Source organism: Anoxybacillus andreesenii (genome assembly GCF_030813005.1).
GTDB lineage: Bacteria > Bacillota > Bacilli > Bacillales > Cytobacillaceae > Robertmurraya > Robertmurraya andreesenii.
Window position 1 is genome coordinate 24038 of the sequence record NZ_JAUSTU010000025.1, and the last position, 23659, is coordinate 47696.

The 23659-nt window shown below is 40.4% G+C and carries 23 protein-coding genes and 1 other annotated feature; of the genes, 7 read left to right on the forward strand and 16 right to left on the reverse strand.

Annotation, left to right across the window (positions count from 1 at the left end; genetic code table 11):
* Positions 1–16: 16 nt before the first annotated feature.
* The 9 genes from J2S07_RS18170 to zapA form a co-directional block, all read right to left on the reverse strand.
* Positions 17–790 carry an electron transfer flavoprotein subunit beta/FixA family protein gene (locus tag J2S07_RS18170; RefSeq protein WP_307151828.1) on the reverse strand — a complete coding sequence of 258 codons (774 nt, stop codon included), beginning with the start codon at positions 788–790 and terminating at the stop codon, positions 17–19.
* A gap of 119 nt (positions 791–909) precedes the next feature.
* Positions 910–1683, reverse strand: a complete 774-nt coding sequence (locus J2S07_RS18175) for an enoyl-CoA hydratase (RefSeq protein WP_307151829.1) — start codon at positions 1681–1683, stop codon at positions 910–912.
* A gap of 29 nt (positions 1684–1712) precedes the next feature.
* Positions 1713–2297 (reverse strand): fatty acid metabolism transcriptional regulator FadR, encoded by a 585-nt coding sequence (gene fadR, locus J2S07_RS18180; RefSeq protein WP_307151830.1) that lies wholly within the window; start codon positions 2295–2297, stop codon positions 1713–1715.
* Between the two features lie 194 nt (positions 2298–2491).
* Positions 2492–4198, reverse strand: a complete 1707-nt coding sequence (locus J2S07_RS18185; protein WP_307151831.1) for a long-chain-fatty-acid--CoA ligase — start codon at positions 4196–4198, stop codon at positions 2492–2494.
* 310 nt (positions 4199–4508) lie between these two features.
* Positions 4509–4916 carry a DUF350 domain-containing protein gene (locus tag J2S07_RS18190; RefSeq protein ID WP_307151832.1) on the reverse strand — a complete coding sequence of 136 codons (408 nt, stop codon included), beginning with the start codon at positions 4914–4916 and terminating at the stop codon, positions 4509–4511.
* Between the two features lie 72 nt (positions 4917–4988).
* Positions 4989–7346, reverse strand: coding sequence for an endonuclease MutS2 (locus J2S07_RS18195; protein WP_307151833.1), 2358 nt, complete (start codon positions 7344–7346; stop codon positions 4989–4991).
* A gap of 86 nt (positions 7347–7432) precedes the next feature.
* On the reverse strand, positions 7433–9148 hold the full coding sequence (polX, locus tag J2S07_RS18200) for a DNA polymerase/3'-5' exonuclease PolX (protein ID WP_307151834.1): 1716 nt from the start codon (positions 9146–9148) through the stop codon (positions 7433–7435).
* A gap of 269 nt (positions 9149–9417) precedes the next feature.
* Positions 9418–9960: a CvpA family protein gene (locus J2S07_RS18205; RefSeq protein WP_307151835.1), complete on the reverse strand. Its 543-nt coding sequence runs from the start codon at positions 9958–9960 to the stop codon at positions 9418–9420.
* Positions 9961–9967: 7 nt separating this feature from the next.
* Positions 9968–10228: a cell division protein ZapA gene (gene zapA / locus J2S07_RS18210; RefSeq protein WP_307151836.1), complete on the reverse strand. Its 261-nt coding sequence runs from the start codon at positions 10226–10228 to the stop codon at positions 9968–9970.
* Positions 10229–10361: 133 nt separating this feature from the next.
* Between zapA and rnhC the strand changes: the two genes are divergently transcribed.
* A complete protein-coding gene (gene rnhC / locus J2S07_RS18215) occupies positions 10362–11288 on the forward strand; it encodes a ribonuclease HIII (protein WP_307151837.1) in 927 nt (308 codons plus the stop codon).
* 151 nt (positions 11289–11439) lie between these two features.
* On the opposite strand, the gene pheT is transcribed toward rnhC, so the two are convergent.
* From pheT to J2S07_RS18230, 3 genes are all read right to left on the reverse strand, one after another.
* The gene (gene pheT / locus J2S07_RS18220) at positions 11440–13854 is read right to left on the reverse strand and encodes a phenylalanine--tRNA ligase subunit beta (RefSeq protein WP_307151838.1); all 2415 of its coding nucleotides are present in this window, start codon (positions 13852–13854) and stop codon (positions 11440–11442) included.
* A 16-nt stretch (positions 13855–13870) separates the two neighbouring features.
* Positions 13871–14908, reverse strand: a complete 1038-nt coding sequence (pheS, locus tag J2S07_RS18225) for a phenylalanine--tRNA ligase subunit alpha (protein ID WP_307151839.1) — start codon at positions 14906–14908, stop codon at positions 13871–13873.
* A 115-nt stretch (positions 14909–15023) separates the two neighbouring features.
* Positions 15024–15268: a binding site (T-box leader), on the reverse strand.
* Between the two features lie 44 nt (positions 15269–15312).
* Entirely contained in the window at positions 15313–16062 is a 750-nt protein-coding gene (locus J2S07_RS18230; protein ID WP_307151840.1) for a TrmH family RNA methyltransferase, read from the reverse strand.
* Positions 16063–16203: 141 nt separating this feature from the next.
* Here J2S07_RS18230 and sspI point away from each other — a divergent pair, with 141 nt between their 5' ends.
* Positions 16204–16410 carry a small acid-soluble spore protein SspI gene (sspI, locus tag J2S07_RS18235; protein WP_307151841.1) on the forward strand — a complete coding sequence of 69 codons (207 nt, stop codon included), beginning with the start codon at positions 16204–16206 and terminating at the stop codon, positions 16408–16410.
* Positions 16411–16586: 176 nt separating this feature from the next.
* On the opposite strand, the gene J2S07_RS18240 is transcribed toward sspI, so the two are convergent.
* The gene (locus J2S07_RS18240; RefSeq protein ID WP_307151842.1) at positions 16587–17672 is read right to left on the reverse strand and encodes a M42 family metallopeptidase; all 1086 of its coding nucleotides are present in this window, start codon (positions 17670–17672) and stop codon (positions 16587–16589) included.
* Positions 17673–17734: 62 nt separating this feature from the next.
* A complete protein-coding gene (locus J2S07_RS18245) occupies positions 17735–18226 on the reverse strand; it encodes a dUTP diphosphatase (RefSeq protein ID WP_307151843.1) in 492 nt (163 codons plus the stop codon).
* Between the two features lie 130 nt (positions 18227–18356).
* Here J2S07_RS18245 and J2S07_RS18250 point away from each other — a divergent pair, with 130 nt between their 5' ends.
* Positions 18357–18764, forward strand: a complete 408-nt coding sequence (locus J2S07_RS18250) for a sigma-w pathway protein ysdB (protein ID WP_307151844.1) — start codon at positions 18357–18359, stop codon at positions 18762–18764.
* 296 nt (positions 18765–19060) lie between these two features.
* Here J2S07_RS18250 and J2S07_RS18255 read toward each other — a convergent pair whose 3' ends face one another.
* Positions 19061–19447, reverse strand: a complete 387-nt coding sequence (locus J2S07_RS18255) for a hypothetical protein (protein WP_307151845.1) — start codon at positions 19445–19447, stop codon at positions 19061–19063.
* 158 nt (positions 19448–19605) lie between these two features.
* Between J2S07_RS18255 and J2S07_RS18260 the strand changes: the two genes are divergently transcribed.
* Genes J2S07_RS18260 through J2S07_RS18275 form a run of 4 tightly spaced genes read left to right on the forward strand, consistent with a single transcriptional unit; the run spans position 19606 to position 22584 of the window.
* The gene (locus J2S07_RS18260; protein WP_307151846.1) at positions 19606–20412 is read left to right on the forward strand and encodes a hypothetical protein; all 807 of its coding nucleotides are present in this window, start codon (positions 19606–19608) and stop codon (positions 20410–20412) included.
* Positions 20409–21176, forward strand: a complete 768-nt coding sequence (locus tag J2S07_RS18265; protein WP_307151847.1) for a hypothetical protein — start codon at positions 20409–20411, stop codon at positions 21174–21176. Before J2S07_RS18260 ends, J2S07_RS18265 begins: the two co-directional genes overlap by 4 nt.
* 20 nt (positions 21177–21196) lie before the next feature.
* Positions 21197–21928: a hypothetical protein gene (locus J2S07_RS18270; RefSeq protein WP_307151848.1), complete on the forward strand. Its 732-nt coding sequence runs from the start codon at positions 21197–21199 to the stop codon at positions 21926–21928.
* A 17-nt stretch (positions 21929–21945) separates the two neighbouring features.
* Complete coding sequence (locus J2S07_RS18275) at positions 21946–22584, forward strand: ABC transporter ATP-binding protein (protein ID WP_307151849.1); 639 nt, start codon at positions 21946–21948, stop codon at positions 22582–22584.
* Between the two features lie 240 nt (positions 22585–22824).
* On the opposite strand, the gene J2S07_RS18280 is transcribed toward J2S07_RS18275, so the two are convergent.
* Positions 22825–23397, reverse strand: a complete 573-nt coding sequence (locus J2S07_RS18280) for a TVP38/TMEM64 family protein (RefSeq protein ID WP_307151850.1) — start codon at positions 23395–23397, stop codon at positions 22825–22827.
* Positions 23398–23659 lie beyond the last annotated feature (262 nt).

The window sequence follows — 23659 nt, forward strand, 5'->3', positions numbered from 1 at the left end:
GGTTAATTTCGAGTTATCAAACTACTTTAGCTTCGTTGTGAAGTAAGCTTACCAATTCCTTCACCTGATCGGTTAACTCGCCCTCAAGCACTCTTCCAGCTGCTTTTTGAGCTGGTAAATAAATCTCGATCGTTTTTGTTTTTGCCTCAACGTCATCCTCATCAAGATCTAAATCATCAAGCTCTAACTCATCAAGAGGCTTCTTCTTCGCCTTCATAATCCCTGGTAGAGAAGGATAGCGAGGCTCATTTAGACCCTGCTGAGCAGTAACAAGTAGAGGTAGGCTTGTTTCGATTACTTCTGAATCTCCTTCAACATCACGAACAACCTTTACATCTGACCCGTTAATCTCTAGCTTTGTTATCGTCGTTACATATGGGATGCCAAGCAGCTCGGCTACGCGTGGTCCAACCTGCCCAGAACCACCATCAATAGCCACATTTCCGCCAATGATCAAATCGGCTTCTTTATCTTTTAGGAATTCAGCTAGAATCTTAGCTGTTGTATATTGGTCACTGTAATCTAAATCATCTTCCGTATTGATCAGAACGGCCTTGTCAGCACCCATTGCTAATGCTGTGCGAAGCTGTTTTTCCGCCTCTTCATTTCCAACCGAAACCACGGTAACTTCTCCACCATGTGCATCACGGACTTGAATAGCCTCTTCAACGGCATATTCATCATAAGGATTAATGATAAACTCTGCTCCATCCTCATTGATTTGGCCACCAGAAATCGTAATCTTCTCTTCCGTATCGAAAGTTCTTTTCATTAGTACATAGATATTCATGGTTTCCCCTCCTAATAATGTTCAAAAGTAATTAGATTATTATGTTAAAGAGTCTTACCAAGGCAAGCTCCAAAACTCAATTTGTGAACGCTAACAAATTCTAAAATTAAGAAAATTAATCATTTACCAGTGAATTTAGGCTCCCTTTTCTCAATGAAGGCGGAAATTCCTTCCTTCGCATCTTCGGTAATAAACACTTGTCCAAAAAGCTCAGCTTCCCTTTTGACACCAGTATAGAATTCCTTTGTCTTCGAATAGTTTAATAGTTCAATAGCTGCGCCAATGGCAATCGGGCTCTTTTTGCCGATTTTTTTAGCCATGTCATATGCTTTTTCTAAAAGCTCATCGTCAGTATATGCATGATTGGCTAACCCGTATTGGACAGCTTCTTTGCCTGTGATCGGATCACTCGTAAACATCATTTCCGCTGCCCTTGCAACCCCTACATAACGGGGTAGACGTTGGGTTCCTGCAAATCCAGGAATAATTCCTAGCTGTAGCTCCGGTAACCCAAGCTTCGCGTTTTCTGTAACGAGCCTGAAGTGACACGCCATCGCAAGCTCTAATCCGCCGCCGAGAGCAGCCCCATGGATAGCTGCAATAATTGGCTTCGGAAAGTTTTCCATCCGGTCAAAGAGATTCTGACCATTTGTACCAAGGTTTGAAAAATCATCCTCGGATTGAACAGAAGTAAATTCCTTAATGTCAGCACCAGCAGAGAAAAAGCGTCCCTCTCCATGGATTAAAATCACGCGAATTTTTTCATTCGGCTTGATTTCATCCAGAACAGAAGAAAGTTCCTGTATTAACCCAGATGATAAGGCATTAGCTGGTGGCCGGTCAATTTTGATGGTTGCAACGAAATCTTCATATGACCATTTTAAATACTCCATTTTCGTACCCCCTTCTTCACCGTTTTATCTTATTTTGTTCCGCACCCGTTCAGAAGTAGCTTGTGAACAGGTATTGCTAGCGCTTGAAGATCATATTTCTGATCGCTCATGACCCAAGTTGTTGCCGTTTCATCCATTGTTCCAAAGATCATTTGTCTGGCAAGACGGATGTTTAATTCACTTGAGAATTCTCCATTTTCCATTCCCTCGGTTAAGATTTGGTCAATGACCTTTAAATAACCTTTTAGAACATGATTAATTCTCAATCTGAGGTCTTTGTTCGATTGTCTTAATTCCAGCTGAGTGACAATCGCTAAATGTGGATCCTCTGATAGTATTTTGAAATGAGTTTCCACCATCATTAATAACTTCTCTGCTGCGTACTGTTTTCCTGCTATAACCTCTTCAATTTTTTCAACGAAATTACCCATTTTTTCTTGAAAAAGAGAGATCAGAATATCTTCTTTATTTTTGAAATATAAATATATGGTACCATCGGCAACTCCTGCTTGCTTAGCAATTTTTGAGACCTGGGCTTGATGGTAGCCATTCTCAGCGATTACAATAACTGCCGCATCAATAATCTGCATGTATTTAGGTTTGTTTTTCTTCAATCGATGCCCTCCCTTCAAGAAACCTAGTTGTTCCATCTATTTCTTAGTTTCTTCTAACTAGCTGAAAGAATCAATACTTCAACAAAAAATAAAATTATGAATGAATCATCATTCATAATTTTATGATAGTAGTGCATTTAGTTTATGTCAAGAAAATTCAAGTCCTGCTTGAGAATTATTTTTTTGGGCAAGCTCTATGCCTTTTTCTCTTCTTCCTCCTGCTGCATTTTTTTCTTCTCTTCTTCCACTAATGTTCTTCGCAAAATTTTTCCGACTGCCGTTTTTGGAAGCTCTTTTCTAAATTCATACAATCTAGGAGCTTTGTATGCAGCTAGTGATTTGCGTGCAAACTCATTCAGTTCTTTCTCTGTTACTGTTGAGCCTTCTTTAAGTACCACATAGGCCTTGACTGTTTCTCCTCGGTACGGATCAGGTACCCCAGCTGCGACCACTTCTACGATATCTGGATGCTCATACAGCACCTCTTCAATTTCACGCGGATATATATTGTATCCTCCTGCAATAATCATATCCTTCTTACGATCAACAACGTAGAAATAACCTTTTTCATCCATATACCCCAAATCACCCGTAAGTAGCCAACCATCACGAAGAGTTTGAGCCGTTTCTTCAGGACGGTTCCAGTACCCTTTCATCACCTGAGGGCCTTTGACACAAATTTCTCCAACCTCACCGACAGGAAGAGGCTCACCTGTTTCAATCGAAAAGACCCCTGCATCGGTATCCGGCCAAGGAACCCCGATACTTCCCTTTACACTTGGACGATCCCAAAGAAAATTGGAATGAGTAACTGGAGAGGATTCTGTTAATCCATAGCCTTCTACAAGCTTACCACCGGTGACCTCTTCGAATTTTTGCTGGACCTCCACAGGCAGAGGAGCAGAGCCTGAAATACAGGAATCAATTGATGAAAGATCATATTTATGGAGATCCGGGTGATTCAACAAGCCAATATACATCGTTGGAGCCCCAGGGAAAATCGTTGGGCGCTGTTTTTGAATCGTCTTTAAGGCGGTGTCCATATCAAATTTCGGCAGTAGCACCATTTTGTTGCCTTGCATAACAGACAGGATTAAGACGGTTGTCATCCCATAAACATGGAAAAATGGAAGAAATCCAAGGACCACCTCTTCACCTTTTTTGCACTTATATAGCCAAGCTTCACACATGGAGGCATTGGAAACAAGATTTTTGTGGGTAAGCATGACGCCTTTAGGAAATCCTGTTGTTCCCCCCGTATATTGTAGGAGTGCTAAATCCTCCTCGAAATCAAATTCATATTCCTTTAAGGACCTTTGCGGCTGCTTCAATATTTCTATAAAGAGATGTTGATTTCCTTCATGCTTGACATTTACTGAGAAGCCGTACTGCTTTTTTTGGATAAATGGATAAATCAAATTTTTCGGGAATGGTAGAAAGTCCTTGATAGCGGTTACAATCACATGCTGTAAATCTGTTTGTGGCATCACTTTCGTTACCCGTGGATAGAGGATATCCAATGCAACAATCATCTTCGCTCCAGAATCCTTCATTTGATACTCTAATTCTCGCTCTACATAGAGTGGATTCGTTTGAACAACAATTCCGCCTGCAAACAGGATCCCATAATAACTAATGACAGCCTGCGGACAGTTCGGTAGCATAATCGCTACTCGATCCCCTTTTTCAAGTCCTAACCCCTGTAAATATCCTGCAAATTTCAGTGAATCCTCGTATACCTCCCTGTAGGTTAGCTCCTTCCCCATAAAGTGAATGGCGACCTTGTTCGGAAATTCTTCTGCTGTCTTCTTTAAATAATTTTGAACAGGTTCTTTGGAGTATTCAAGCGTGTGTGGAATTTCTTTAGGATAAAGCTCTAGCCAAGGCTTCTGTTCATTCATCTTTATACCCCCTTGTTCGTTCAATTTTTTGAACATTCTAATTGTTCTTCTCCAATTATAATATAGTAAACATTTTGTGACAATTAGAATATTACTTTCATCCTGTCCCCTGTACCTGTGCATTCATAGGCGACTGCTGAACATGCCCTTGGCAACCATCCGACAATGATCAATCCACATAGAAAAAACCGCCAACATGACGGTTTCAGAACATCCTATTTAAAGAACAAATAAATGATGCCAACTATAACAAAGCCGGCGCAGAGTGCTATTAAAATTTTTGCCAGTTTCTCCAACTCATGCTCGCTCCTTATGAGATATTTGCCCCTATCACATAGGATAATGCAATCGAGATCGTCATCGAAATGAATCCAACTGCTCGGTTATCATTCCCAATCTCTTCATCTATTTTAAACTTAGGAGTGAAAAATTCAAAAATAAAGTACCCAAGCAATAATAAGAAGAAGCCATAGACGCCCCAGCCGATCATCGTAAAAAGTGTGTCGTGCTGAGAAATAGAATGGCGAAAAACATTGGCGATTCCAAAGATTTTTCCACCGGTTGCCATAGCTACTGCCAGATTTCCATTTTTGATTTCATCCCAATTTCGATATTTTGTCACCAGTTCAAAAACAGCCAAGAACAAAACCATGCAAAGGATTACAATACTAAAATAAGCAGCTGTTTGTACATAATCATTCTCCCAGAATTGATTCATTCTAAACTCTCCCTAGCCTTTACTTATCGCACTTTTCTTAAAGATGGTTGCTTCTGAAAAAAACAATACAACTTACTTAAATTCTACGATTGTGACGCCGGTTCCCCCTTCTCCTGCATCACCAAAACGAATTCTTTTAACGGAGCGATGATTTCGTAAATACTCTTGTACTCCTTGTCGTAAGGCGCCGGTTCCTTTTCCGTGAATAATGGAAACCCTCGGGTAGCCAGCTAGCAGGGCATCATCAATGTATTTCTCCACCCGGATAAGAGCATCCTCAAAGCGCTCTCCCCTCAGGTCAAGCTCTAGACTTACATGAAAATCCTTTCCTCTAACCGTTGCTAGCGGTCTTGCTTCTACGACCTTTTCACTCTTAATAAACTGTAAATCCTGTTCATTCACCTTCATTTTTAAAATCCCAATTTGGACTTGCCACTCATGATCGGAAACTCGCTCCAGTAGCTGCCCCTTTTGATCGAAGCTTAATACCTTAACCTCATCCCCCGGCTTAAAGGTATGCTTCTGCTCCCTTTGATTAAGTGCTTTCGAGCTCTTCTTTGTCTTAGGCACCGCCTCCTCAAGACGCTTCCTAGCCTCGATTAATTCATGTTCCTTAATCTCCGCTTGTTTTTCCAGCTGCATTCTTCTTAATTGCTGAATGACCTCTTCCGCCTCTGACTGTGCCTTTATAAGAATTTGCTTTGCCTTTTCCTTTGCTTTTTCGACAAGCTCATCCTTCTTAGCATAATACTCTGCCATTTGCTTCTGTAGATCCCGATGCAGCTTTTCTGCATTCTTTAGTAAGTCGTGGGCTTCCTCCAGCTCTTTTTCCGCCTGCAATCTGTTTTCTTCAAGGGCGGCAATCATCCCTTCCACTTGGTTCGTATCTGCACTCACATGGGATTTAGCTGCCGAGATAACTTTTTCATTTAAACCGAGGCGCTTGGAAATTTCGAAGGCATTGCTTCGACCGGGAACTCCAATCAAGAGCTTATAGGTAGGACTTAATGTTTCTACATCAAATTCTACACTAGCATTGACAACACCTTCTCGGTTATAGCCGTAAGCCTTTAATTCTGGATAATGAGTCGTTGCGATCACTCTTGCTCCTCGTTTGTATACTTCATCCAGGATAGAAATGGCGAGAGCTGCCCCCTCCTGTGGATCGGTTCCTGCCCCCAACTCATCAAAAAGAACCAAGCTTTCGAAATCAACCTCGTTCAAAATATCCACGATATTGACCATATGGGAGGAAAATGTACTTAAGCTCTGCTCAATCGATTGCTCGTCCCCAATATCAGCAAATACAGAGGAAAAGACGGCCATCTCAGAGCCATCCAGAGCAGGAATTTGCAGGCCTGCCTGTGCCATCAATGTACATAGACCAACGGTTTTCAGCGTAACCGTTTTTCCACCTGTATTTGGACCAGTTATGACAATCGTGGAAAAATCCTTACCTAGGAAAATATCGTTTGCGACTACTTCATCGATCGGAATTAAGGGATGTCTTGCTTTAAATAAAGATATTCTTCCTTCATTATTCATCTTTGGCTTGGACGCTTTGATTTTCTGTCCATAACGAGCTTTGGCAAACACGAAATCAATCTTCGCAAGGACATCAACAATGATGGAAAGCTCACTGCTATTTTCTGCGACTCGTGCGGATAATTCCATCAAAATTCGCTCAATTTCCTGCTGTTCCTTCACTCGGATTGACTGAAGCTCATTGTTGAGCTCAACAATAGATTGCGGCTCAATGAATAATGTTTGACCCGAGGAGCTTTGGTCATGAATAATTCCGCCATAATGGCCCCGATACTCCTGTTTGACTGGGATTACAAAGCGATCATTGCGGATCGTGACGATCGCATCTGAGAGCATCTTTTGGGCATTGGAAGACCGAATCATGTTTTCAAGTCTTTCCCTTACTTTCGATTCCTTTGTTCTAAGCTGGTTGCGTAATGTGCGCAGTAGGTCACTTGCACTATCAAGGACCGCACCATTTTCATCGATCGCCATTCGGATGGCTTCCTCTAGTTCCGATAATACGACAATTTGACTGGTGAGCTCAGATAGATGAGGGTACTGTAGTTCTTCTTCGATCAAATCCTCCACAAACCTGCGAATAATGCGACTAGCATGGATCGTGCTTGACACCTGCATCAGTTCATGGGGACTTAGCATCCCGCCAATATCCGCACGCTTAATATGTGGCTTTATATCAAAAATCCCACCGAGAGGGACATTTCCCTTGATTCGAATCACGCTTGTTGCTTCATCTGTTTCTTCTTGCATTCTTATCACTTCTTCTAAGTTCGTTGAAGGGATAAGCTCACGAACCAACTGTGCTCCGAGCGTCGATGAAGCGTGCTCAAGCACCTGTTCTTTCACTTTATGAAATTCTAATATCTTCAAAACTCGCTGCTGCATGGAGAGAAGTCCTCCTTATCTCTATTCCTTAGGCTTTTTTATGTCTCATACAATAAGAGCCCTTGCAGAAAAATTCTTTATCTCTTTCATCTTTTTTGTAAAAACTGTTGGAGTTCTTCTAGACTCCAGGCATTGATTACATTTTCTCGTTGAATCCAACCTTTTTTAGCTGTAGAAACGCCCAATTGCATCTGGGTCAGCGTATCAACTTTATGGGCATCTGTATTGATCACAATTTTCACCCCAGCGTCCTGCGCCTTGCGTACATATTCTGCATTAAGGTCAAGTCTGTTCGGATTAGCATTTAGCTCTAGCGCCGTGTTTGTCTCTTTGGCTAATTCAATCAAGAGGTCAATATCTACAGCATAGCCCTCTCTTATCCCAATTTTCCTGCCGGTTGGATGTGCGATAATATCCACATGATGATTCTTCATTGCATTGGACAGCCGTTCCATTATTTTTTCCTTTGGCTGTGAAAATCCAGAATGAATGGAGGCGATTACAATGTCCATCCCCGCTAAGAGCTCATCATCATAGTCTAATGTTCCATCGGGAAGGATGTCCATTTCGACCCCAGATAAAATCGTGATGTCCTCATATTTTTCATTCAGACTCTTTATTTCTTCTCTTTGTTTCAGAAGTCGCTCCTCAGTTAATCCGTTCGCTACCTTTAGAAACTTGGAGTGATCCGTGATCGCCATGTATTGATAGCCTAATCTTCTGCAGGCTTCCACCATCTCTTCAATCGAATGGGCACCATCACTCCAGGTCGTATGCATATGTAAGTCCCCTTTCATATGCTCCATCGAGATGATCTCAAGCTCTGGGGAGTATTTCTCGACCTCACTGCCATCCTCTCGCATTTCTGGTGGAATGAAGGACAGGCCAAAATAGGCGTAAAAGTCCTTCTCTGTATCAAAGGTCAGCACTTTTCCCGTCTCCACTATTTCAACTCCGTACTCGCTAATCTTCTCACCACGTTCCTTAGCAAGCTGACGCATGCGGACATTATGTTCCTTCGAGCCCGTAAAGTGATGAAGGGTGGTCGCAAATTCCTCGGGTCTCACAAGGCGAAAATCGACCGAGACATCATGAGAGTATTCAAGAATGACCGAGACCTTCGTATCCCCAGCGGCAACCGTCTCCTTAATTCCCTCAATCTGAAGCAGTTGCTCTCTCACGATGGTTGGCTCTTTTGTGGCAATAATAAAGTCAAGATCCTTTACCGTTTCCTTCACCCTGCGCAAACTTCCTGCTCTTGAAAATCTTTCAACAGCTGTCATTTTACCTAAAATCTCTTCGATCTGCATGGCAATAGGAAGCATGTATGCGAGGGGAAGACGATCGGGTTTATTGCGGACACTATCTATCGCCGCAAGGATCTTTTCTTCCGTCTTCTTCCCAAACCCTGCTAACTCCCTCACTTGCCCGTCAAGACAAGCCTGCTTTAGATCCTCAACATTTTCTATTTGCAGCTCTTTGTGCAGCTTCGCAATCTTTTTCCCGCCAAGTCCTGGTAATTGCAGGAGAAGAATGAGTCCCTTTGGCACTTCCTTCTGGAGCTCCTCGAGCACGGAGGATGCTCCTGTTTGGATATATTCCTCGATCACCGAAGCGGTTCCTTTTCCAACACCTTGAAGGGTTGTGAAATTCTCTATCTCTTCCAATGTGCGCTCATCCATTTCTAAAGAATTCGCTGCTTTACGGAAGGCCGAGATTTTAAAAGGATTTTCACCTTTAAGCTCCATATAGATTGCAATCGATTCTAGCAAACGAACAACTTCCTTTTTATTGGTCGCCAACTCCATCACCTCCCACCTTTTCAAACAATCCTCTGTCCGTTAAAATTATTGTTACCTTATTCTGTATACGTACTACAGGGGAAAAGGTTTTATTTTTTACAAAGACGCAGTTAAATTTCTAAGTTGATCTTGATACTGCCATATGTGCATGGGTTCACTACGTTGTTCGTACCGAACAACACCCGTTCACGCCATGCACATATGGCTAATATCAGCACTGAGCATGAACAAAGTCTTCACAAAAAAACAACTTCCCTAAATAGAGAAGTTCACGAAGCGATATGCTCTATCCAAAGCTCCTTAATTTGACTAGAAAAATAGGGAGTATGCTCAACGATCATTTTTGCTAAGAAGGAATCACCTAGCGCATCTTGAACGGCATCCACTGGTAAAAGCGCTGCTATGTAGAGAAGGATAAATATAACAAGATACACTTCCAAAAAGCCTAAAATTCCACCGGCCCAAACATTTAGTGTCTTTAGGATCGGAAGGTTGGCTACAAAATCAAGCATATTGCCAATGATTTGCATAGCAATTTTCACAGCCAAAAAGATCCCCACAAACGAGATCGCGTTATAATAGGCTGCTTCTAAATGACCATTATCCAACAATAATTGAAAGGTAGAATCTGTACTAAAGTTCGGATAAGGAATCCACAAGGTAAGCTTAGGGGCCAAGTCACCATAATAGATATAAGCAACAATAAATGCGATAATGAACCCGGTAATGTGGATAAGCTGGAGGATAAAACCTCTTTTCAAACCTATTAAAAAACCAAAAATCAATACTATAAATATTGCGAGACTCAGCATGACTGATTCAGTCCTTTACTCTTTTTAATTCACCTTCGAGCTTCTCAAGCTGATCCTTAAGCTTGAGATAATCATTCACAGCATTCACCGCTGTTAAGACCGCCAGCTTGCTCGTGTCGAGTGAAGGATTCTTGGAGCTGATTTCACGCATTTTCTCATCAACCATTGAAGCGACAAGTCGTACGTGACTTGAACTTTCCGTTCCCACTATAATATATTGCTGTCCATATATGTCAACAGTTGTGCGTGTTTTTTGTGCATCTGACAAGCCTATTGCCCCCATTTCGTAGAATCCTAATCACTATGATAACATGAACCTATTAATAGTGAAAAGTCTAAGTATGTCTAAACAGGGCATACTAAAAGAATCGCGAATTTTTAATCGAACGGAGTTGAATCGTATGGGCCCAATCGTATTGAAGCTCAGTATGAATGAAATCGAATCTATGAAAAAACACTATACCTCTAATCTAACGGATAAAGTCCCACAAGGCAGTGTGTTTTGTGCAAAAACCAAGGGTTGTACGATCACAGCCTACAAATCTGGAAAAGTCCTTTTTCAAGGTGCTGACAGTGAAAAGGAAGCAGGGCAGTGGGGAAGCCCTGTTGAAAAATCTTCATCATTGCCCACTCCTAAAAACTCTACACATCTACCTGCAAATTTTGGCAGTTTGTCTGTAGTAGGCTCAGATGAGGTTGGTACGGGCGACTACTTTGGTCCGATCACCGTTGTTGCCGCTTATGTAAAAAGGGAGCAGCTCCCCCTTTTGAAAGAGCTCGGAGTCAAGGATTCCAAAAATTTAAAGGATGATAAAATTATTGAAATCGCTAAACAAATCAAGGATATCGTACCTCACAGTTTACTAACCTTGCACAATGAAAAATATAATCAGCTCCAGCAAAGGGGCATGTCCCAGGGAAAAATGAAGGCACTGTTACATAATCAAGCCATCGGGCATGTGCTAGAAAAGATTGCTCCAGAAAAACCCGAGGCTGTCCTGATTGATGAGTTTGCCAAAGAGAATGTATATTACCAGCATCTAAGGGGGCAATCCATCGTTCATCGGGAGAATGTCTACTTTAGCACAAAAGCGGAAGGGATTCATCTGGCAGTTGCTGCTGCTTCCATCATTGCCCGCTATGCCTTTGTCCGGCATTTTGAACATCTATCTGCAAGGGCAGGGTTCACGCTGCCAAAAGGAGCAGGGCCTGCAGTCGATAAAGCGGCGGCGAGGCTAATTTTGGAAAAAGGAGAAGCAGTCCTGCCGCATTTTGTTAAGTATCATTTTGCCAATACTGAGAAAGCTCGAAGAATGATAAAAAAATAAGCTTTGTTCTAATACCGCCTTATACGTACGCATTCTCTACGTTACTCGTACCGAATAAAACCAGTTCACGCGTACGTATAAGGCTAAAATTAACATAAACACAGCCAAAAAATGAAATGGGGACTCGCATCTGCCCGAGTCCCCTAATTTTTTATCCTCTCAAAACGGCTCCTGCTTTTTCAGCTAAAGCAGCCAACACTTTTTCGTGAACCTTTGTCACTTCTTCATCTGTTAGCGTTTTTTCAGGATCAAAATATTTCAATGAATACGCGATGGATTTCTTTCCAGGTTCCATGCGTTCTCCTTCGTATAAATCGAAGATGTGAACATCCTTGAGTAGCTTCCCGCCAGCTTCGACGATAATGTTTTCAAGTTCACCAGCGACAGTTGCCTGATCCACAACTAATGCAATGTCTCTTGTGATCGAAGGGAAGCGTGGGATCGCTTCATATTGTAGTGGAGCCACAGCATCAGACAATAGAGTCTCTAAAGAAAGCTCAAATACATAGGTTTCCTTAAGATCCATCTCTTTTTGAATGGTTGGATGAACTTGACCAATGAAACCAATTTTCTTATCTGACAGGAAGATTTCTGCCGTTCGCCCTGGATGCATCCCCTCAATTGTTGCTTGACGGTATTCCACCTTATTTTCTAATCCAAGCTTGGCAAATAGTCCTTCAAGTATTCCTTTCAGTACAAAGAAATCAACAGCCTTCTTTTCACCCTGCCAACCATGCTCATGCCATAAGCCTGTGATTGCCCCTGCCAAATGCTCCCGTTCCTGTGGCAGCTCCTCCGACCCATTGGCCAAGAAGACCGCACCCATTTCATAGACAGCGACACGATCATTTTGACGGGCCAGATTATATTTTAGTACATCTAAGAGCTGCGGAAGAATGCTTAAGCGGAGTTGGCTATGCTCTTCGCTCATCGGCATCGATAGCTCAATTGGCTCCCGAGTTTCAAGAGCAAATTGGGTGGCTTTCGTTGGATTTGTTAGAGAATACGTAATCGCTTGATACAGTCCTGCTCCTTCTAAAAAGGTGCGGACGATCCGGCGTTTTTTCTGATAATCCGTTAAATACCCAGGCTTTGAAGAACCAATCGGTAATGTCGTTGGAATTCGATCATAGCCGTAAAGACGTGCTACTTCCTCAATCAAATCCTCTTCAATGGTAATGTCACCACGACGTGTTGGAACAGTGACTGTGAATGTTTCATTGTCCGTTGTCGTGTCAAATTGCAGGCGAGAGAAAATGTTCTCCACTTCTTCCTTAGTGATTGCTGTTCCAATGACCCCATTGATTTTTTCAAGGGTAATAGAAATAACAGCAGGCTCGACTTGTAGCGTATCTGCTTCAGCTGCTCCTTCTAACACCTCGCCGCCAGCATATAAGGCAAGAAGTTCTGCTGCTCTTTCCGCTGCAGCACGGACTCGATTCGGATCGACACCCTTTTCAAAGCGTGCACTTGCTTCACTTCGTAAGCCCATATCCTTTGAAGCAGCCCTAACCGTTGCCCCTTTGAAATAAGCGGATTCCAGCAAGACAGTTGTCGTGTCAGCTTGAACCTCCGAATTGGCACCACCCATCACGCCGGCAAGTGCGACCGGCTCGCTGCCATTGGTGATCACAAGATGCTCCTCTGTCAATGTTCTTTCGGCGTCATCAAGGGTGACAATTTTCTCGCCATTTTTGGCACGGCGAACGAGAATTTCCTTTGAACCAAGGGCGTCATAGTCAAAAGCATGCAGCGGCTGACCATACTCAAGCAGAATGTAGTTCGTAATATCGACAACATTGTTATGTGGGCGAATCCCTGCAGCCATTAATCTGCCTTGCATCCATAATGGAGATGGAGCAATTTTGACATTTTTGATGACCTTTGCCACATAAAGGGGATTGTCTTCCTTTGCTTCGACGGTTACTTTAATATAATCTGTTGCTTTTTCAGCGGTAGTGCTCACCTGCGGATGAGGCAGCTTTACTTCTCGGTCTAGAATCGCCGCCACCTCATAGGCAACCCCAAGCATGCTCATGCAGTCCGAGCGGTTCGCCGTTAGACCAAGCTCAAGAATGTGGTCATCACGGTTTAGTTTTTCAAGAGCGTCCTCGCCAACAGTTACATCATTTGGAAAGACAAAGATTCCTTCCGAGAATTCTTTTGCGACAAGCTTCGCTTCAATTCCCAATTCCTGCAGGGAACAAATCATCCCGTTCGATTCCTCGCCGCGAAGCTTCGCTTTTTTAATTTTGAAATTTCCAGGGAGTACGGCACCGACTGTAGCCACTGCGACCTTTTGTCCTTTATCAACATTCGGAGCGCCACAAATGATTTGAACGGGCTCTTCTTCCCCAATATCAACGAGACATTTGTTCAGCTTGTCTGCATTCGGATGCTGCTCTCTTTCTAGCACATGCCCGATGACAACCCCTTTTAATCCTTCGTTTAAGGTTTCTACCCCTTCAACCTCAATCCCGCTTTTTGTAATTTTATCGGCAAGCTCGGCAGGAGTGATCCCTGAAAGATCCACATATTCCTGCAGCCATTTATATGAAACGAACATGTCATTATCCTCCTATTTATTCACTTACATGAAATTGTTTTAAGAAACGGATATCATTTGTATAGAAATGTCGAATATCCTCAATACCATATTTCAGCATCGCGATTCGCTCCACTCCCATTCCAAACGCAAACCCAGAGTATTTTTTTGAATCAAAGCCAGACATTTCAAGCACATTCGGATGGACCATGCCAGCGCCTAGTATTTCAATCCAGCCTGTCTTTTTACAAATATTGCAGCCACTTCCTCCACATTTAAAACAAGACACGTCCACCTCTACAGAAGGCTCTGTGAACGGGAAGAAGCTTGGACGTAGACGAATTTCTCGGTCCTCACCAAATAATTTCTTCGCAAATACCTCTAATGTGCCCTTCAAATCACTCATGCGGATATTTTCATCGACGACAAGCCCCTCAATTTGCATGAATTGATGAGAATGGGTCGCATCATCATTGTCACGTCTATACACTTTACCAGGACAAATGATTTTAACAGGCCCTTTTCCATGATGCTTCTCCATCGTTCTTGCCTGAACCGGTGAAGTTTGTGTACGCATTAAAATCTCTTCGGTGATATAGAAGGAATCCTGCATATCACGAGCTGGATGGCTCTTTGGCAGGTTCAGTGCTTCAAAGTTATAATAATCCTGCTCCACTTCAGGACCTTCGGCTATGGTATAGCCCATCCCAATAAAAAGATCCTCAATTTCTTCGACGATACTTGTAAGTGGATGGTGGTTTCCTGACTTGATCGGACGGCCAGGCAATGTGACATCAATCGTCTCAGAAGCTAGCTTTTGTTGAACGGCTTCTTGTTCCAAAGTCACTTGCTTTTCTTCAATGCTTGAAGAAATCGCGTCTCTCACCTCATTGGCAAGGGCCCCCATTTTCGGACGCTCCTCCGCCGAGAGCTTGCCCATTCCTTTTAAAACCTCTGTAATTGGACCCTTTTTCCCTAAATAAGATACACGGATATCATTGAGTTCCTTCAAATCAGCCGCATTTTGAACCGCTTGTAGAGCTTCCTGCTGGAGCTCCTTTAATCGTTCTTGCATGATTCATATCCTCCTTTTAATATGGGTTTCGCAAATTTAATGGGATTTCCGCAAATATAATATATAGGTTTTTTCGCAATTATCCGAGGAAAAACAAAAAAACCTCTATCCCAATAGAAGGGACGAGGTTTCATTTCGCGGTACCACCCTAGATTAACCATAAAAATGGCTCACTTCATTTGGATAACGGCTCGCGCCGATGCATCTTTACACCGAAATGCGGAAATCTTGCATTCAATGGTCCCGATGCCAACTCTGGAGGTGAACTTCACTTACTTTTTCTATAAAAATGCTTGCAGTCTTAGGCATTTTCTCCCTAAATAGAGCGGGTAAGCTACTTTTCTCCGTCAATGTTTTTCAAGTATGTATTTTGCTGTACATTATAGTACATTAACACAATGGTTTCAACCTTTCAAGTAGTATAAAAGGATTCCTGTAGCAACGGCTACATTCAGTGATTCACTTTTTCCGAAAATGGGGATATAGAGATTCCTTTCTGTCAGCCGAAGCAATTCTGGATTCACACCGCTTCCTTCATTTCCGACTATGAGAGCGAACGCACCTGGTGGCTCAGTTTCCGTATATATATGTCCGTTTTCCAAGGAGGTTCCATATACTTGAATATCCTCCTCGCCTAATTTCTCAATCCATTCCTTAAGATCGCCTCTTATAACCGGAAGATGAAAATGGCTACCCTGTGCCGAGCGAATGACCTTTGGGTTGTAGGTGTCAACACTTCCGGTACCGACAATCACTCCATCCATTCCTGCGGCATCGGCTGTTCGAATCATGGTCCCAAGATTACCGGGATCCTGGACAGCATCAATCAATAAGAATTGTTTACCGTCAAATTTTGAATCCTTTCGCACTGCTTCACAAACTGCAAGAACTCCCTGCGGTGTTTCGGTATCACTCAGCTCACGAATAATCTCTGAAGTGACGGTTGTAACTGGGGTAGAGCCATAATCCCATCTCTGCGGTATTTCCGTTCCTTCACTAACAATCAAATGAAGAAGCTGATTTGCCTTCAGGGCTTCCTCGACGAGGTGAAATCCCTCTACAAGGAAGGTTCCTGTTTTGTCACGTTCCTTTTTCGTTAACAGCTTGCGCCACTGCTTGATTTGCGGATTTTGGGCGGATTGTATGTATTTCAAAGCGATAAATGCTCCTTTTCCTAATTCTTTTCGTTCCCTCATTATACTTTATCTAGCATAACCTTCTCAATTCTATAAGCATAATTCATCGAAAACTGGAAAATCATATTAGCGAAGTGATTTTAAAAGGAGTGTGTCCTGATGAATTTTGACTTAAGAAATGCGATTATTCACAACGTTTCTGGCAACTCGCAAACTGAATTACGAGAAACCATTGTTGACGCTATTCAAAACGGAGAAGAAAAGATGCTGCCTGGATTAGGTGTTCTTTTTGAGGTAATATGGAAAAACTCTTCTGAGGAAGATAGGAAGGAAATGCTTCAAACATTGGAAAGTGGCTTAAAATAAGTTTTTTGTATCCGTTTATTTAAGTATGATGCCCATTCTCATTGATTATTGAGATGATGGGCATCATTCCCCCACTTTGATGACCTACACACCTTTTTCTCCACACCAACGGGCACCATTCTCTGCAAGCCTACTAAAAAAACAAACCTCAGTCAAAAAACTGAGGCTCGCATCACTTATTCAAACGTAATCTTATTAACCGTATCTTGGTCAAGTCTCTTAATGACCTCTACGATTAATTTAACCGCATTCTCGTAGTCATCACGATGCAGCATTGCAGCATGTGAATGGATGTAGCGGGTAGCGATTGTGATCGCAAGAGATGGAACACCATGATGGGCTAAATGAATGGAACCAGCATCTGTTCCACCACCAGGTACAAGATCAAATTGATATGGAATATTTAATTCATCTGCAACTCCCGTGACAAAATCACGTAAGCCCTTATGAGAAACCATGGAAGCATCATATAAAAGAATTTGCGGACCTTTGCCCATTTTGCTCATCGCTTCTTTTTCCGTAATTCCTGGCGTATCCCCTGCAATCCCTACGTCAACACCGAAGCCAATATCAGGATTCACCGCATGGGCAGCCGTTCTTGCCCCTCTTAAGCCAACCTCTTCTTGAATCGTACCGACTCCGTAGACAACATTCTCATGCTGCTCGCCCTTAAGCTGCTTCATCACATCAATAGCAATCGCACAGCCAATGCGGTTATCCCATGCTTTCGCAAGCAGCATCTTTTCATTGTTCATGACCGTGAATTCAAAATATGGAACAACCATATCCCCTGGCTTCACGCCCCACTCTGCAGCTTCCTCGCGGCTACATGCACCGATATCAATGAACATATCCTTAATCTCAACTGGCTTTTTGCGAGCTTCTGGCGATAAAATATGTGGTGGTTTGGAGCCAATCACTCCTGTGATATCGCCCTTGCTTGTAACGACCGTCACTCGTTGAGCAAGCATGACCTGAGACCACCAACCACCAACTGTTTGGAAACGGAGGAAGCCTTTTTCATCAATTTGTGTGACCATGAAGCCGACCTCATCAAGATGACCAGCCACCAAGATTTTTGGTCCGCCTTCTTTTCCAACCTTTTTGGCAATTAAGCTTCCTAAGCCATCTGTCGTAACTTCGTCCGCGTAGGGCTCTATGTATTTTTTCATAACCTCTCGTGGCTCACGCTCATTGCCGGGGATTCCCTTCGCATCGGTTAAGTCCTTTAACATGATTAATGTTTCATCTAATTTTGTCATTATTTCGACTCCCTTAATATGTATTCGGATTCATTATAACGAAGAATCGTTGCAAAATTCAATTAGTAGCCATCATGCTGCCTTTTATAATTTACTTCATTTTTCTTAATGTATGCCTCTTTAATCTCATCGTCCTCAAAGCCTAATAGACTTGCAAGCAACAAATAGCTTCCGAACATCCGCTTGTAATTTTCCTCGGAACGCTCCCCTCGAAAAGCATGAACGGCCTCATATACCGCTAAAAATTGTTCGTTCACATAAAGTCCGTCAGACTCCCTGCCTGTAATTTCCGCAATCCTATCAAAGTCACACTCAATCCCTAATGAAAGCATGAAATGAACCCCATCGACAAATTCCTCTAAAACGACATCCTCTGGAGACGATGGCTTTAAGCTCCAAAACTTAAAACATCTCGTTTCATTTGCTAGCTCGCCAAGCTCAACCAGCAGGGCTAATATTTTTCGATCAAATAGATCTTCATTTTCCAATCCATGCTGTTTTTCAATATGTTGGTCCAAACCTCTTTGCATCTCAAACATTTCTTTCAGCTTCATCCATTTCCCCCACTTTTTTTCAACTAGGTTTATCATATAGAAAAAAAGGCAAAAAATAAATGATCCGAAAATGAAACTTTTTCTTTCATCAATCGTAAATGAGGAAAAAGGATTGGGGGATTAGTGTACGATGTGGGTAATTCGTCTTCTTCTATTTGCACTCATTATTTTTTTGATTTATAGCACCGTCAAATATTTACTTAATCCCAAACGGAAGCTTGAGCTCGCCCATGAGCAAAAAAGGTTTTTCTTTTTAGATAATAAAAATGTTCGAAGAAACTTTCTAGTTACGTATAAAGGGGTTTTATTTGAAGGGGAAAAATATTTAGGGACAACAGCAAATGCCTTTGAAGTGGTAAATGTATTTATTTGGCCTCATAAAGTGGCAGATTTAAATGGGCTTGTCCGCGAGGATTTCGAGTTTATTGAAAAAAAGGTGCTCGACAGCTATCCAAATGCTGCGATTGACTGGAAGAGTCCCATTCATGAATTTATGAATAAAAACTACAAAGCCAATACTCCGTTTAAAAAAGAGTAAACGTTCGGATTCCCCGAACGTTTTTTTCATGCGGTTGCCTTGAAGAATTCCTTCCATTTGATATAAGAAGCTGCTTAACAGTTGTGTCTTTCAAGATGTACGCATCTATTAAAGCTTATCGGATTTAACCCCAATTATGACAAAAACAGGTTCTCACCGATTAAAATTCTACAAATTTGTTCTATTATAAAACTCCTAACGAATAAATTGCATAGCAAGTTTTATCGTTAGGAGTTTTATAAGTATTTAATAGACATAGAATATCTAAATAATCCTATGTAATAGATCGTTGATGATTAGTTACTTCTCCAATCAAGAATTGCTTGTACAGGGTCGCCTTGAAAAAGATCACTACTAAACTCTAATCTTTCATTATTTCCAGATGTAGTTACGCTATGAAGCTCGTACACATTTCCACCATATACATCTCTTTTCCAGGTACCGTTACCGTCGGAACCTTTAGTGCGAACATCTAATTTAACACCTTGAGTTGCATGTAGAGCTAAACCAGCCTTAGCGCCACTTGTTGCTTTTGTTTGATCTTTAGTTTCACCACCAGTTTTACTATGAGATGGAACATAAACACTTATGTTATATTGCCAGGAAGTTCCAGCTTGTGTAACAATGGCCCCTGATATTAATAGTCCTAGACTTAAAGCACCAGCTACCAAACTTTTTTTCATATAAATTCTCCTTTCCATATTTTAGGTACAATTAAATTATTACATAATCTCACATATTTTACAATAAAAATAAGTTTTACATAAAAATGGTAGAGTGGTATAGTAAAAAAGAGAATTAGATCGGACGTTTAAAGGAACAAAGAGAAAGGATGCTATTCATGAAACAATATTCAATTGGAAGAGAAATTAAATACAAACTACGCTTTAGTACTATTTTAATTTGGCTAGTAGTCATATGTTTACCCATAATCTACTATTTAGTGGCTAGAAAAAACTACGAATTCAGAGATTCATTAGACGTCTTTTCTTTTATGATGGAAGTTGTGGCACTATTTTTCCCTATTGTTGCTACACTAATTTATTTACCTTCCTTTTCTGAGGAATTAAAAAATCGCTTTTTAGTTTATACACGTATAAGAATTCCGTTAAAGAAATTGCTCTTTATGAAATTTTTAACAAATTTTATACTGTCATTTAGTTTCTTTTTTATCTTCATATTATTCCTTTTTATTCTAAGCTTTCACATTTTCCCATCTCTAGGGTTGGCTCACTTACAGCCCGAAGCATACCTTTTAAATGAAATGACAGTTAAAACAGATGCCTATACACGTTACACTTTTACACAGCTTTTGGAATATGGAGCTTTTACCTACGGCCTAATATATTCCTTTTGGGTGGGACTAAACGCTGCTATATATGCTTCAATTGGTTTTCTACTGTTAGTTTTGGTTCCAAACAAGTTTATAGCTATGACTTTTCCGACATTAATTTATTTAATCGGCAGCTATTTATTGAGTGTGGGTAATCTTCGAATATTTCGATTTATAGATTCTATCTTCCCTTACAGTTATATACAACAACCCATTTGGACGGCTATTGTTCCATTTATAGTATTGAGTTGTTTAAGCTTATTTTTATTTCTTCACATAAGAAAAAACATTAATCAATTGGATGATTTTATATGACTAGGATAAAAAATATAATACAAGAATTTTTAAAATGGCAATGGACTTTATGGATTCTTTTCCTTTTTCTTTATACTTGGAAATTGAAATCTAATCTGATGGGGGTTCAAAGTGTACTTGGAGTTTCGATTAATCTATGGGATTTCATGTTGGAATTTTTTGTTAATCCTTTACTATTTATTTATTTTTTATTTCCTATTTTCCTCATCTCATTCTGCAAAACCATTCTGCAAAATGGGGAATATATGATTTTACTTAGATTGCACAGCTATAAAAGATGGATTTTCTTTATGGTTGGTAAAGTTATACCACCTATAATTGTATTCTTATTTATTTGGGTGCTTGTAAGTCTAATAGTTTCCTTACCATCTCCCTTACAACTATCATGGAGTGAGTATGCTACAAATGATTTTGGCATGAATTATCTGGTTTTTGAATTGCAACAATACTTTATCCATCCTTATATTGCAGTATTGCTGCAAATAATACAGTATTTTGCTTTTTTAATCACCGTTCACGTTGTTATATCAACATTCTACTTAATTTGGCCAAAAAACAGTACGCTAATAATTTTGGCAAGTAGCATCTATTTCTTAACAATCATTACCTATAAAATGTTTAATGATTGGGATTGGATTCAAATTTCTAATTATATTTTCACTTATTATAGTATTACTGATCTCAATTCAGCTTATCTACCACTCTTATTCTTATTTATAATTTTTATATCTTGTCTTTTAATAATAAACCTATTTAAAAAATAGAGAATTAGGATGGAATAACTATGGTAAGAAACACCTATCAAAATATTGTTGCTTATTTAGCTCTTTGCTTTTTCGGCATACTATTCACTGTGTTTGGGACTGGGAGTTCGCAACTTTCATCTGTTTGGGACCTACTATATCTTAGTTTTTATGGCTTAACTGGCCAGAGATTTTCTATCATTTCCTTTTTATATTATTGCATTGTTTTCTTAGGATTCGCTTATTTGTTTCAAAACCATTTAAGTATTGTTTTAAACGAACGAATTTATTACCAATTAATACGTTATCAAAGCCTATATAAATGGTTTTTGAATTTTTTAAAATTTGCTCTGGGGGTAGGATTCTTATTATTAATTTCTTTACTTTGTGTAACAGTTGTAGCTGGCTTAATTGGCGGAAAAGGCCTGACCTTATCCTTAACAATAGTCCCTGGAATTTCAGTATCTTTGCTTATTTATCATTTTTTTATAAATGGCCTCTTGCAACTATTGAATTATGTACTTATTTCCTTTATTGTCATTTGGATTTGGAAAAAAAGCGAGTATAATCTAATCACATTAGGAGTACTGAGTGTACTAAGCTTACCTATTTTGAATCATAAACTAATCTTTCCATCTGCTTTAAATAGTCTTGGCTATTTAAGCGCAAAAGAGTTAGTCATATTTCAAATTACTGTTGTATTACTGATTTATCTTATTATTGAGTTCTTTCTTATTTATTACCTTTTCAAAAAAAGAGGAGTTTCATTTTAATATTGGAGGGAAATCGAGTGGCATTAATAGAGTTTAAAAATGTAAGTAAGTCGTTTAAAAGTAATCCCATATTCATAGATGTATCTATTCAGTTTGAAAAAGGGAAAATCTATGGAATTACTGGAAATAATGGTTCAGGCAAGTCTGTACTCTTTAAAATGATATGTGGATTTATCCCACCTGACAAAGGACAAATAGTGATTCACCCCGATTACTTGGAACCAAAAAATAAATTCCCTAAAAATTTCGGGATTATTATTGACCGTCCAGGTTATAACGCTAGCAAAACTGGTTTTGATAATTTAAAATCGTTAGCAATTATTCAAAATCTTATTTCAGATGAGGAAATAAAAGAGGCGATGAAAATCGTAGGTCTAGAACCTGAAAACACTCAGAAGGTAAAGCACTATTCCCTTGGAATGAAACAAAAGCTCTCTATAGCTCAAGCGATAATGGAAAAACAAGAAGTGTTAATTTTAGATGAACCATTCAATGCTCTTGATAGAGAAAGTGTAGATAATATAAGAAAGTTACTATTAAGTTATAAAATGAATAGAAAGACCGTTTTATTAACAAGTCATAATCAAGAAGATATTGAACTATTGTGTGATCATGTTTTAAGGATAGAAAATCATAAATTAACAGAAACTAAATAGTTATTTTAAAGTGAGACCCTTCTCCAAGACGATATAAAATCTCTACGGGATGATGGGTCCGTGTAGAACCCCCAGCGCAGGCGGCAAAGCACTTCGCTTTCCCTAGGCTCCCCATACCGCCTGCGGAAAGCGAAGTGCCTGGTGTGGAAATCAACGGGTCCGACTACCAAGGAATCAACATTATAAATAGGCGCCATGGGCCTGTTGCCTATCTTTTGGACACTCCCTTTCATAAATGATTTATACAGTCGCCTTGAAGAATTCACGCCATCTAATAACGGTGATTTTTTCTCTAAGAGTATACGTAAGAATCGAAATAGCAATGATAATGATGATTATCAACGTTGGAGTGAAACGGCTAATAAACTCACCGAAGATGGTATAGAAGAATGCTAGTGGAAGATTTGTAAAAAAGGATGCTCTCATGTAATCCTTCAAGCTACGGTATCGTTCCAGTAAACAAAAGCTAAGTAATTGGTAGTGGATAAATGGAATAAGGCGCAAAACCGCTACTTGGCTTGTTGTCAGATTGCGATATTCGCCAAACCATTTTTTCTTGATCAAGGACAGTTTGGTATGAGTTTTTGGCATGCGATTAATTAAGAAATAGAAGAGCAAGCTGCTTAACAGTAACCCGACAATTGAATAGATGGTGCCTGCCACTGTGCCGAAGAGAACCCCTCCAGCGACACAGATGACTGCAACAGGAATAAAGAAAAATTGCCGAAAAAAATGTAATAGGATGAATGCAATCGGGGCTAAGAGCCCACCCGTTTCCACTATAGCTAGAAGCATCGCCATTTGATCGTCCAAGCTACCACCTTCTTTTCTGCCATATTCTCGGATGTTTGTTAGGGGTTATTAAAGCTTATCGGATTTCGAAGCATTTATGACAAAAACCAAAGGATATAAGCAATGAAGCCTATTTCTATGACAGAAAGCAACGGGAATCCCCATTTGAAGGCTGCATGCTTCGTCTTTGTTATTAATCACCCTGTTTGTCGGTAGTTTCGGAACCGACAATGGCGGTGATTTTTTTAATTTTTAACCGTCATTTTCGTTGACGATATATATT

Excerpts from the sequence above, each read along its gene's own strand:
- J2S07_RS18170 (WP_307151828.1), bottom strand. The coding sequence starts at position 790 with ATGAATATCTATGTACTAATGAAAAGAACTTTCGATACGGAAGAGAAG.
- J2S07_RS18175 (WP_307151829.1), bottom strand. The coding sequence starts at position 1,683 with ATGGAGTATTTAAAATGGTCATATGAAGATTTCGTTGCAACCATCAAA.
- J2S07_RS18185 (WP_307151831.1), bottom strand. The coding sequence starts at position 4,198 with ATGAATGAACAGAAGCCTTGGCTAGAGCTTTATCCTAAAGAAATTCCA.
- J2S07_RS18190 (WP_307151832.1), bottom strand. The coding sequence starts at position 4,916 with ATGAATCAATTCTGGGAGAATGATTATGTACAAACAGCTGCTTATTTT.
- J2S07_RS18195 (WP_307151833.1), bottom strand. The coding sequence starts at position 7,346 with ATGCAGCAGCGAGTTTTGAAGATATTAGAATTTCATAAAGTGAAAGAA.
- J2S07_RS18205 (WP_307151835.1), bottom strand. The coding sequence starts at position 9,960 with ATGCTGAGTCTCGCAATATTTATAGTATTGATTTTTGGTTTTTTAATA.
- rnhC (WP_307151837.1), top strand. The coding sequence starts at position 10,362 with ATGGGCCCAATCGTATTGAAGCTCAGTATGAATGAAATCGAATCTATG.
- pheT (WP_307151838.1), bottom strand. The coding sequence starts at position 13,854 with ATGTTCGTTTCATATAAATGGCTGCAGGAATATGTGGATCTTTCAGGG.
- pheS (WP_307151839.1), bottom strand. The coding sequence starts at position 14,908 with ATGCAAGAACGATTAAAGGAGCTCCAGCAGGAAGCTCTACAAGCGGTT.
- sspI (WP_307151841.1), top strand. The coding sequence starts at position 16,204 with ATGAATTTTGACTTAAGAAATGCGATTATTCACAACGTTTCTGGCAAC.
- J2S07_RS18240 (WP_307151842.1), bottom strand. The coding sequence starts at position 17,672 with ATGACAAAATTAGATGAAACATTAATCATGTTAAAGGACTTAACCGAT.
- J2S07_RS18245 (WP_307151843.1), bottom strand. The coding sequence starts at position 18,226 with ATGAAGCTGAAAGAAATGTTTGAGATGCAAAGAGGTTTGGACCAACAT.
- J2S07_RS18250 (WP_307151844.1), top strand. The coding sequence starts at position 18,357 with ATGTGGGTAATTCGTCTTCTTCTATTTGCACTCATTATTTTTTTGATT.
- J2S07_RS18255 (WP_307151845.1), bottom strand. The coding sequence starts at position 19,447 with ATGAAAAAAAGTTTGGTAGCTGGTGCTTTAAGTCTAGGACTATTAATA.
- J2S07_RS18260 (WP_307151846.1), top strand. The coding sequence starts at position 19,606 with ATGAAACAATATTCAATTGGAAGAGAAATTAAATACAAACTACGCTTT.
- J2S07_RS18265 (WP_307151847.1), top strand. The coding sequence starts at position 20,409 with ATGACTAGGATAAAAAATATAATACAAGAATTTTTAAAATGGCAATGG.
- J2S07_RS18270 (WP_307151848.1), top strand. The coding sequence starts at position 21,197 with ATGGTAAGAAACACCTATCAAAATATTGTTGCTTATTTAGCTCTTTGC.